This window comes from Rhodocaloribacter sp., from assembly GCF_056451265.1.
Genome location: NZ_JBWOPL010000016.1, coordinates 1 through 10079 on the forward strand (window position 1 = coordinate 1; position 10079 = coordinate 10079).

General features: G+C 65.9%; 8 protein-coding genes and 1 pseudogene. 2 read left to right on the forward strand and 7 right to left on the reverse strand.

The features are described from left to right. From AC1HIY_RS01650 to ccoN, 6 genes and pseudogenes are all read right to left on the reverse strand, one after another. The coding region (locus tag AC1HIY_RS01650; protein WP_479574959.1) for a heavy metal translocating P-type ATPase at positions 1-1237 on the reverse strand (1237 nt) is incomplete at its 3' end. Between the two features lie 49 nt (positions 1238-1286). After that, positions 1287-1778, reverse strand: coding sequence for a FixH family protein (locus AC1HIY_RS01655; RefSeq protein WP_479574960.1), 492 nt, complete (start codon positions 1776-1778; stop codon positions 1287-1289). Positions 1779-1821: 43 nt separating this feature from the next. Next, positions 1822-3285, reverse strand: coding sequence for a cytochrome c oxidase accessory protein CcoG (gene ccoG / locus AC1HIY_RS01660; protein ID WP_479574961.1), 1464 nt, complete (start codon positions 3283-3285; stop codon positions 1822-1824). Between the two features lie 189 nt (positions 3286-3474). Then, entirely contained in the window at positions 3475-4023 is a 549-nt protein-coding gene (locus AC1HIY_RS01665; protein WP_479574962.1) for a c-type cytochrome, read from the reverse strand. A 67-nt stretch (positions 4024-4090) separates the two neighbouring features. Further along, complete coding sequence (locus AC1HIY_RS01670) at positions 4091-4279, reverse strand: cbb3-type cytochrome c oxidase subunit 3 (protein ID WP_479574963.1); 189 nt, start codon at positions 4277-4279, stop codon at positions 4091-4093. Between the two features lie 31 nt (positions 4280-4310). Continuing rightward, positions 4311-6548: pseudogene (gene ccoN / locus AC1HIY_RS01675) on the reverse strand (cytochrome-c oxidase, cbb3-type subunit I). Between the two features lie 322 nt (positions 6549-6870). Here ccoN and AC1HIY_RS01680 point away from each other — a divergent pair. Continuing rightward, complete coding sequence (locus tag AC1HIY_RS01680) at positions 6871-7518, forward strand: hypothetical protein (RefSeq protein ID WP_479574964.1); 648 nt, start codon at positions 6871-6873, stop codon at positions 7516-7518. A 161-nt stretch (positions 7519-7679) separates the two neighbouring features. Then, positions 7680-8372: a response regulator gene (locus AC1HIY_RS01685; RefSeq protein ID WP_479574965.1), complete on the forward strand. Its 693-nt coding sequence runs from the start codon at positions 7680-7682 to the stop codon at positions 8370-8372. A gap of 94 nt (positions 8373-8466) precedes the next feature. Here AC1HIY_RS01685 and AC1HIY_RS01690 read toward each other — a convergent pair whose 3' ends face one another. Beyond that, positions 8467-10023 (reverse strand): glycerol-3-phosphate dehydrogenase/oxidase, encoded by a 1557-nt coding sequence (locus tag AC1HIY_RS01690; RefSeq protein ID WP_479574966.1) that lies wholly within the window; start codon positions 10021-10023, stop codon positions 8467-8469. Positions 10024-10079: the final 56 nt, after the last annotated feature.

Sequence of the window (10079 nt, forward strand, 5' to 3'; positions counted from 1 at the left end):
GCACGCGCACGCGCAGCGGCGCGGTCAGGTTCGTCGCCCCCGCCGTCACCTCGGCGCCGGGCGCGACGGCCTCCGGGCGGCTCTCGCCGGTGAGCACCGCGTTGTTTACGCTCGAAGCGCCGGCCTCCACGACGCCGTCCACGGGGATGACCTCGCCCGGCGGCACCTCCACGCGGTCGTCCGGGCGGATCGCGGCGGCGTGCACCACGGTCACCGAGCCGTCGGCCGCCACCCGCCGCACCATCGTCGGGATCAGCGCGAGGAGCCGTTCGGTGGCGTCTCCGGCCAGACGACGGCTCCGGAGTTGAAGCCAGCGCGCCGTCAGGAGCGCGGCGATGAGCACCGTGATCGAGTCGAACCACACGTCGCCCCGTCCCGTGACGGTGGCCCATGCGCTGTGTCCGAAGCCGACGAGGATGCCGAGCGCGATGGGCGTGTCCATATGCAGATGGCGGAGCGAGCGGATGCGCGCGGCGCGGCGCACCGAGGCCCAGGCGCGGCGGAAGAACTCGCTGCCGCCATAGACGACGGCGGGGAGCGCGAGCAGGAGACTCAGCCAGCGCGCCGCCCGCGCCAGCCCCGGCTCGCGGGTGAGGTCGAGGCCCGCGTAAAAGGCCAGCGCCAGCAGCATGACGTTGCCCGCCAGCGCCCAGCTCACCCCCATCTTGACGAGCAGCCGCCGTTCGGCCTCCGTCCGTTCGAGCCCCTGTTCCGCCCGCGCCGGATGCGCCCGGTAGCCCACGCGCGCCAGCCATTCCGCCACCTCTGAAAGCCGCACCCGTTCCGGGTCCCATCGCACCGAGAGGCGGGCGCGGGGCAGGTCGAGCCGGGCTTCGAGCACGCCGTCGCGTTCGAAGGGGAGCCGCTCGACGAGCCATACACACGCGGCGCAATGCACGCCGTCGAGGAAGAGGTCCGTCGTGCGTGTGCCGTCGGCGGCGAGGCGGGTATGCTCGGCAAGGAAGGGAGCGGTGTCGAGTTCGGAGAGGAGCAGTGGGTCCACGTCGGTGGAGGCGGGACAGGCGGGCGCCGAGGCCGGAGCAACGTCGCGGAGGCGGTAATACGTCTCGCCGAAGCCCGCCGTCTGAAGCGTTTCGTAGACGAGGGCGCAGCCCGTACAGCAGAAATACGGGTCGTCGCCGATGGGATACGATCCCACGGGCAGCCCGCAATGCGCGCACGGCGCCTCGGGCGGTGGAGCAGGAGCGCTATGGGAAGCGGCGGACATTCGAGGCATGAACGATCATGAGACGCGAGGGCGCCCGCGCTTCGCACCGTGCCGGAGCTCAGGGAAGGTCCTTCCGGATGGTCTTCGTGAACCGGAGCGTGTCGCGAGCGGCGGTGATCTCGAAGTCCCACAGGCCGGACCGGGTGAGCGGGAGCGGCAGGCGGTAGACGCCGGGCGCGTCGTCGGCTTCGGCGAGCGCCGCCACGGCCACCGGCGCGGTCCACTGCGGGCGGAAGGCGCGCACCGTGCCGGAGAGGCCCGTCACCGGCCGGCCGTCCGGGTCGCGGAAGGCGATTTCGAGCACGGGCTCGTCGTCGCTTCCACCCGGCGCGACGACGAGGTCCACGCGCCAGTCGAGCGCGGCGGTGGCGGCGACTTCGGCGGCGTGCGCGTCCCAGTCGAGGGCTTTCTGGTAATAATCTTCGACCACCTGCGCCCCACCGTCCGAGTTCGCCAGCACCAGCGTGCCCACCGCCACACTCACGCCCATCACGAGCAGCGTGACGACGAACAGCGGCCAGGCGATGTGCGGGGGAAGAAGCTCTTTCATGGAAAAGGGAGTCTGACTGATGCAAAGGAGGCGGGACGCCCGATCATTCCGAAGGACCCAGGAGGCGGAACGTCACGTCGGTCGAGAAGCCGTCGTCGAAGTTGAGGCGGAAGACGCCGTCCACGCTTCCGGCGGTGAAGTCCTCCGGCGGCACGACGACCCAGGTCTCGACGCGTTTCATCTCGCCCGGCTCCAGGGGCACGGGCGTCACACCCACCACGCGTAGCTCCACGCCGGCGGGCGCGACGGCCTCGATGGAGAAGGCCGAGGGATGGTTCGTCTGGTTGCGCACGCGGAAGCGCAGCCGGTTGGCGATGCGCTCATCGGGCAGGATCGTGTACGGCGCGCCGACGCTGCGCCCCACGTTGATGTCATACGCCCCCCGCGAGGTGAGCGCCATGACGAAGAGCGCGCCCAGGACGAGCAACAGCGCCGAATAAACCACCGTGCGGGGCCGGAGGATGCGCGTGGGCTTCCCGGCGAGCGCGTTCTCCGAGGTATACCGGATCAGCCCGTGCGGCTTCCCGATGCGATCCATGATCTCGTCGCAGGCGTCGATGCACTGCGTGCACGCGATGCACTCCATCTGCAGGCCGTCGCGGATGTCGATGCCGGTGGGACACGTTCGCACGCACGCCCCGCAGTCGATGCAGTCGCCGAGGGCGGGGATGAGCCCCTGCATCTCCATCTCGATCTTCTTCTTCGAGCGTTTGGCGCGCGGCTCGCCCCGGTTCGGGTCGTACGAGACGATGAGTGAGTCGGGGTCGAGCAGGACGGACTGCATGCGGGCATACGGGCACGTGATGGTGCACATCTGCTCGCGGAAGTACGTGAAGTCGAACATCACGAGCGCCGTCGTGAAGGCCATCATGACGAAGAAGCCCCAGTGCGTCGTCGGCGGGTCGGTCATCCAGGCCAGGAGGTGGTCCCATCCCACGAAGTAGGCCACGAAGGTGTGGGCGAGGACGAGCGAGATGACGAGGTAAATGCTTATTTTGAGCGTTTTCCGCCAGATTTTATCCCAGGTCCATGGCCCTTCGTCGCGGCGTTTGCGGACGTGCTCGCGCCCCTCGATGAGCCGCTCGATGGGGCGGTAAACGAACTCGAGATAGACCGTCTGCGGGCATGCCCAGCCGCACCACACCCGCCCGAGCAACGCCGTTCCGAACACGACGGTGAGGATCACGAGGATCAGCGCGAACATGAGGAGGAGCGTGTCCGTCGGGTAGAAGATGATGCCGAAGAGCGCGAATTCGCGGTGGATGAAGTCGAGCAGTACGGCCGGTTGACCGTTGACGGGGATGACGGGCAAGAGGAGGTAGACCAGGATGAGCGCCCAGGCGACGATGCGCCGCCGCCGGGTGAATTTGCCGTGGCTCGGCGTGGGGTAGAGCCAGCGGCGTTTGCCCTCGCGCGTCATCGTCGAGAGCACTTCCTCGGGAGAATCGAGGACACCGACGTTCTGTTGCGGCACGAAGGAGCCGGGCCGGGGAGGATGGTTGGCCATGAGTTTATCACACGGGAAGGTTGCACACGTCAAAAGGAAGAACGCCGCGCCGTCCGCGACGTCGCTCCTTTCGTCCTCAACACGTCAGGGCGTACGGATCTCGGGCGGTGGAAGGAGAGGCGCTCCGGGGCCTCGATCGATACGTTTGCGGTCGTAAAACACCCTGTTCGAAATCAGTGTAATCCCTTGCTATTCGTATAGTTCTCCCTGCGGCTCTTTGGCGTCGGGCGGGTTCGTTCCTTCGAGCGAGCGGATGAAGGCCACGAGCTGGGCGCGCTCCTCGACGGAAAAGACCGACTCCCACGGCGGCATCCCTTTTTCGAGCACGCCTTTGGTGATGACGTTGAAAAGGTCGACGTTGGTGTTTCCGTGGATCCAGTACTTGTCCGTCAGGTTCGGTCCGATGAGGCCCTGTCCCTCGGCGCCGTGGCAGGAGGCGCAGTTGGCGGCAAAAAGCTGCGCGCCGGCCGCCGCCATGGCCGGATCCTCGACGTATTTTTGGAGCGAGGCCTCGTCGATCTGGAGCGAGGGGTGCGCCTCGGCATAGGCCGCGCGCCTCTCGGCCAACTCCTGCTCGCTCTGGGCGAGGTCCTCCTGATACGTGTCGATGTAGCCGAAGACGTGCACGCCAAGGATGTAGAAGGGCGCGAAGAGGACCGTGGCCCAGAAGATCCAGACCCACCAGCCCGGCATCGGATTGTCGTACTCCTGAATGCCGTCGTAGCTGTGACCTTGCATCGGGGCGTCCGGCGACCCCTCCGGCGACGGCGTCGGTTTTGCTTCGTTCGGGTTCATATTCGGCGGGCTATACGTGGTTAGGGGGAAGGACGATTTCCCGGGGATCGTTCAACGGCATATGCTTCGCGTCGTCGCGTTCGTGCTTTTTCATCGTCATCACCCGGATGAGGATGAGCACGAACGCAAACATGAAGGCAATCAGCCCGATCTCGGCGAGGATGCCGGTTTCCATGCTTTGCGCCAGTTCTTTCATCATGGCGGAGGTCCCTCAGGGTTGGGGGGGAGGATCAGTGGAGCGCCTGCGCCTGTGTGGAGGCTTTGAGGTCCATGCCGAGGCGTTGGAGGAAGGCCACGAGGGCGACGATCTCTTTGTTTTCGAGGCCGCTCGGTCCCTTGTTGGCTTCGACGTCCGCGGCGATGGCGCGCGCCTGCGCCTGCGCGTCGGCCACGGCCCGCTCGATCTCCTCATCGGAGTACGGCACACCCACGGCGCGGAGACGGCGCAGCTTCGTCGGCAGGATGTCGAAGTCAAGCTCCTTTTCGAGCAGCCACGCGTAGGGCGGCATGATCGAGCGGGGGCTCGTCGAGCGCGGATCCTGCATGTGGCGGACGTGCCACAGGTTCGGGTATTTGCCGCCGACGCGCGAGAGGTCGGGACCGGTGCGCTTCGAGCCCCACAGGAAGGGGTGTTCGTACACCGTCTCTCCCGGCTTCCCGTATTCGCCGTAGCGTTCGAGTTCATGGCGGAAGGGGCGCACCATCTGGGAATGGCAGTTGTTGCAACCCTCGCGGATGTAGAGGTCGCGGCCCGCCACTTCGAGCGGCGTGAACGGCTTGACCGTGGCGATGCGCGGCACGTTGCTCTTGACCAGCACCAGCGGCACAAACTCAACGACGCCGCCGACCAGGATCGAGATCGTGACGAGGATCGTGAAGACCAGGGGCCAGCCCTCCAGTTTGCGGTGCAAGCCGTCGGTTTTGATGAATCTTTTCATCTGCGTGTTTGCTTCGGGTCCATGAATAGCGGCAGGGAGGAACGTGCGGGCTCAGGCCGTGGCGACCTTCGGCACGGCAAAGGACGGGTCGGGCAGTTCCTTCGGAGCGCTCTTGATGGTCTTGTACATGTTGATGCCCATGAGGATGACGCCCGTCAGGTAGAGCGTGCCGCCGATCAGGCGCACCCAGTACATCGGCACGATCTGCACGACCGTCTCCATGAAGTCGGGGTAGAGGAGGCGACCCGCTTCGTCGAAGGCGCGCCACATGAGTCCCTGGGTCACGCCCGAGCTGTACATGGCCATGACGTAGAGGAGCATGCCGATGGTGCCGATCCAGAAGTGGGTGGTCGCCAGGCGTTGGCTCCACAGCTTCGTGCGCCACAGCCTCGGCAACAGCCAGTAGATCATGCCGAAGGTCATGAAGCCGTTCCACCCGAGCGCCCCGGCATGGACGTGGCCGATCGTCCAGTCCGTATAGTGGCTCAGCGCGTTGACGCTCTTGATCGAGAGCATCGGCCCCTCGAACGTGGACATGCCGTAGAACGTGATGCCGATGACGAACATTTTGAGCACGACGCTGTCGCGCAGCTTGTGCCAGGCCCCGCGCAACGTGAAGAGGCCGTTGATCATGCCGCCCCACGAGGGCATCCAGAGCATCACGGAGAAGGTCATGCCGAGCGTCGTCGCCCACTCGGGCAGGGCCGTGTAGTTCAGGTGGTGCGGGCCGGCCCAGATGTAGATGAAGACGAGGCTCCAGAAGTGGACGATGGAGAGCCGGTAGGAGAAAACCGGACGCTCCGCCGCTTTCGGCAGAAAGTAGTACATCAGCCCGAGAAACGGCGTCGTCAGGAAGAAGGCCACGGCGTTGTGGCCGTACCACCACTGCACCATCGCATCCTGCACGCCGGCGTAGATGGGATAGCTCTTGAACAGGCTGACCGGGATCGCCAGGCTGTTGCCGATGTGGAGCACCGCCACGGTGACGATGGTGGCAATGTAAAACCAGATCGCCACGTACATGTGCCGCTCCCGGCGCTGCTTCAGCGTGAGGAAGAAGTTGACCGCGAAGATCACCCACACGACGGCGATGGCGATGTCGACCGGCCACTCGAGTTCGGCGTATTCCTTGCTCGTGGTCAAGCCCATCGGGAGGGTGATCGCCGCCGCCACGATGATCGCCTGCCACCCCCAGAAGTGGATGCGGCTCATCGCATCGCTGAACATGCGGGTTTTGCACAGCCGCTGGGTCGAATAGTAGATGGCGGCAAAGATCGAATTGCCCGCAAAAGCGAAGATGACGGCGTTGGTGTGGAGCGGACGCAGGCGCCCAAAGGTGAGATATTCACCCAGGTTGGCGGGCCAGAACGGCAGCTGAAGCGCGATGATGACGCCGACGAGCATGCCGACGAAACCCCAGATGGCCGTCGCCAGAACGAACATGCGCACGATCTTCTCGTCGTAGGTAAAGACGTCGACCGCGGAAGGAGCCGGACGGGTGGTGGTAGAAGGAGTCGCTTTCGTTTCCATGTGCGTGTGGCAGATTGCGAGGGAGCGTTGGCAGGCATGGGATGCCCTTCCGGAGGATCCGCCCAAGAAACCGCCTCTCCCGTTTGGGGCGGGACGGGGCATCCCCTACGGCCTTGCGGGGAATAGGTGGGAATATTTGTGGGGGAAGACCCCGCATGAAGGCGGGGCATTAATGTTGCCGCAGCACGGTCGAAACCTCCCTGATACGAGGGGCGCGCCATGCCGGGAAGCATGCCATGAATACTCATGGAGCGCTCAACAAGCAACTTTCAACTCGGCTCTCACCAGAAATTCACCGGTACCAAACCCGGGAGAAAAAACTATGCAAATCTTTCGAATGCTTCTCGTGATGGGACTGGCCATGCTCACGATGATGCCCTCTGCTTCGGCGCAGCGGCTCGTCTCTGTCGGCCCCCAGGTCGGAAGCATGGGCGTCGGGGCGGCGGCCATGGTAAAACTGGGCGGCTCCCTGAGCGTCTCCGGCGAGTTCGGCGTGCTGCCCATCGGCGCGATCGACCTCGAGGAGAGCGGCATTCGGTATACCGCCGACCCCAATATCCGCGGCGGCGTCCTGTCGGTCAACCTGCACCCGCTGGGGAACCGCTTCATGCTCGGCGTCGGGGTGATGCTGGGAGGCTATGCGTTGCACGCGGAGTCGGAGTCGATCTCCGGCACGGTCGAGGTGGGCGACGAGGTCTATACCGTCGATGACGTCGGCACGCTCATGGGCGATTTCACGCTCGAAGGGCCCGGGCCCGTGTTCTCGGTCGGCTGGCGGGGCAACGGCTTCAACTTCGGCTTCGGTGTGGCGCTCATCGGGGCGACGGAGGTGGCGCTCGATGCCACCGGACGGCTCAGCGACGATCCGCAGTTTCGCGCCGATCTCGAACGCGAGCGGGCGCAGCTCGAAGACGATCTCGACTTCCCCGTCGTGCCCTTTCTCCGGCTCGGGTGGCAGTTCGGGATTTGATGCCTGACGGTCGTTTGGGGGGCGCTTTCGGATGTGAGATTTTCCCCCACAGCCCTTATCGGGGATGCCTCGCTAACGCCGGGAACGATGATTTTGTATCGTAGCCGTCAGTGGGAAAGGGGAGGTCTATCCTATCCGTGTCAACCCGACGGCTTCGTGCGATGACTGCAATCAACGGCGTCAAGCGTATACTCATCGTGGATGACCACCCGCTCATGCGGAAGGGGCTGGCGTTGACGTTGGAAGCGGAGCCGGACCTGGTCGTGTGCGGGCAGGTCGAGAGCGCCGAAGAAGCGCTGGGCACGTTCGAGGAGGTTGCTCCGGACATGGCGATCGTGGACATCTCGCTGCCCGGCATGAGCGGCCTCGAACTGATCAAACACCTCCACATGCTCAATCCGGAACTGGGCATCCTGGTGGTCTCACGGCACGAGGAGACGCTCTATGCCGAACGCGCCATCCGCGCCGGGGCGCGCGGCTACGTGATGAAGCTCGAAGCGGGCAAGGTGATCGTCCAGGCCGTCCGGCGCGTGCTCGACGGCGGCATCTACGTGAGCGACGAGATCAACGAGCGGCTGCTGATGGGCATCGCGAGCCGGCAGGGGCAGATGGCGCAGTCGCCCCTCGAAGTGCTCAGCGACCGTGAGCTCGAAGTCTTCGAACTGACGGGGCGCGGCCTCGGCACGCGCGAGATCGCCGAACGGCTCCACCTCTCGATCAAGACCGTCGAGTCGTATCGGGCGCGCATCAAGAACAAGCTCAACCTGAGCAACGCCGCCGAGCTGATGCAGCACGCGGTGCAGTGGGTCGAGAGCGAGGACAGCGGACGCCTCTCGAAGATGACGCCTCCTTGATTCGTGCGGCTCAGGGGGGCGGCACGCCTCCCCGACTTCGTAGAAGAGGCCGCCTTCCGGGACGAAGAGGCCGCCTTCCGCGAGCCCTTCCGCCCTAGAGCATGTATCCTTCCGCGAGCGTCGTATAGGCCTCGGTCTGTGCACGGGCCCAGCTTTCGTCGTATCCGAGCGTCTCCGCCATGAGAGCGGCCACCGTCGGGGCGGCTTCGACGCTGGCGCGGGCGTCGAGCAGGAGGGCGCGGGTGCGCCGGGCGAGCACGTCCTCGACGGTGCGCGCCATCTCGCGCCGCACGGCCCAGACCACCTCGCCCTTCCGGTAAGGCAGGCGCGGGTGCAGCGGCTCGTCCCACCCGGCCCGCTCCTTGAGCGTCATCCGCACGCCGGGCGCGTCGGAGCCGTACGGAGCCAGCGTGCCGAACGAAGCGGCGTTGACGTGCCAGCCGTGGAGGTGCAGCGTCTTCGTCACGCACGGGCGCTCGTCGAGGTGGGCGACGACGGCGGCGTGGTCGATGGTGTCTTCGGCCATCTTCCGGTACGTCGTCCACTTGCCGCCGGTGATGGTGACGAGGCCCGAACGCGCGATGTGGAGGGTATGGTCGCGCGAGAGCTCCGCCGTGTCTTCGGTGTCGCCGGCGCTCACGAGCGGGCGCAACCCGGCAAAGACGCTCAGCACGTCGGCGGGCGTCGGGTCTTTGGTGAGATAGCGTACGGCGTGGGTGAGGAGGAAGTCGATCTCCTCGGGGAACGGGCGGGGTTCGAGCGTGGGCTCGGAGACGGGCGTGTCGGTGGTGCCGATGACGACGCGGTCGTGCCACGGGATGGCGAAGAGCACGCGCCCGTCGTCGGTGTGCGGCACCATGATGGCATGCTCGCTCGGGAGGAAGGATCGGTCGAGGACGATGTGGATGCCCTGACTCGGCTGAATCATGGGGTGGATGGCGGCGTCATCCATCCGCCGGACCTGGTCGGTGAAGACGCCCGTCGCATTGATGACGACGCGGGCGCGAAGCGTGAACGCGCGGCCCGTCTCCACGTCTTCTGCCGTGACGCCGCAGACCATCTCCTGCTCTTTGACCAGCCCCGTCACGCGCGCGTAATTGACGACCGTCGCGCCGAGGTCCACCGCCGTCTCGGCCATGTTCACGGCCAGACGCGCGTCGTCGAACTGCCCGTCGTAGTAGACCACGCCGCCGCGCAGCCCCTCCGGCTCGATCGTGGGCAGGCGTTCGAGCGTCTCCTCCCGCGTCAGGTTGTGCGATTTGCCGAACCCCTCCCGGCCCGCGAGCAGGTCGTAGAGCCGCAGCCCGATGCCGTAAAAAGGCCCTTCCCACCAGTCATAGTTCGGCACCACGAAGGGCAGGTGATGGACGAGGTGCGGCGCGTTTTTGAGCAGGCGACCCCGCTCCCGCAGCGCTTCGAGCACGAGCGACACGTTGCCCTGCTGCAGGTAGCGCACGCCGCCGTGGACGAGCTTCGTGCTCCGGCTCGAAGTGCCCTTGGCGAAGTCGTGCTGTTCGAGGAGCAGGGCGCGATAGCCCCGCGCGGCGGCGTCGATGGCGCAGCCGAGGCCGGTGGCCCCGCCGCCGATGATGATCATGTCCCACGTTTCGTCTCCGGCTTCGATGCGCCGGAGCATCTCGTCACGCTTCATGGCAGGGGCTCTCTGTTTCGGGGGCAAAAGGGACGAGCAAACACGCCTTCAAGGCT

What these genes read in the sequence shown, in the direction of transcription:
- AC1HIY_RS01655 (WP_479574960.1), bottom strand. Translation starts at nt 1,778, where the DNA reads ATGAAAGAGCTTCTTCCCCCGCACATCGCCTGGCCGCTGTTCGTCGTC.
- ccoG (WP_479574961.1), bottom strand. Translation starts at nt 3,285, where the DNA reads ATGGCCAACCATCCTCCCCGGCCCGGCTCCTTCGTGCCGCAACAGAAC.
- AC1HIY_RS01665 (WP_479574962.1), bottom strand. Translation starts at nt 4,023, where the DNA reads ATGCAAGGTCACAGCTACGACGGCATTCAGGAGTACGACAATCCGATG.
- AC1HIY_RS01670 (WP_479574963.1), bottom strand. Translation starts at nt 4,279, where the DNA reads ATGATGAAAGAACTGGCGCAAAGCATGGAAACCGGCATCCTCGCCGAG.
- AC1HIY_RS01680 (WP_479574964.1), top strand. Translation starts at nt 6,871, where the DNA reads ATGCAAATCTTTCGAATGCTTCTCGTGATGGGACTGGCCATGCTCACG.
- AC1HIY_RS01685 (WP_479574965.1), top strand. Translation starts at nt 7,680, where the DNA reads ATGACTGCAATCAACGGCGTCAAGCGTATACTCATCGTGGATGACCAC.
- AC1HIY_RS01690 (WP_479574966.1), bottom strand. Translation starts at nt 10,023, where the DNA reads ATGAAGCGTGACGAGATGCTCCGGCGCATCGAAGCCGGAGACGAAACG.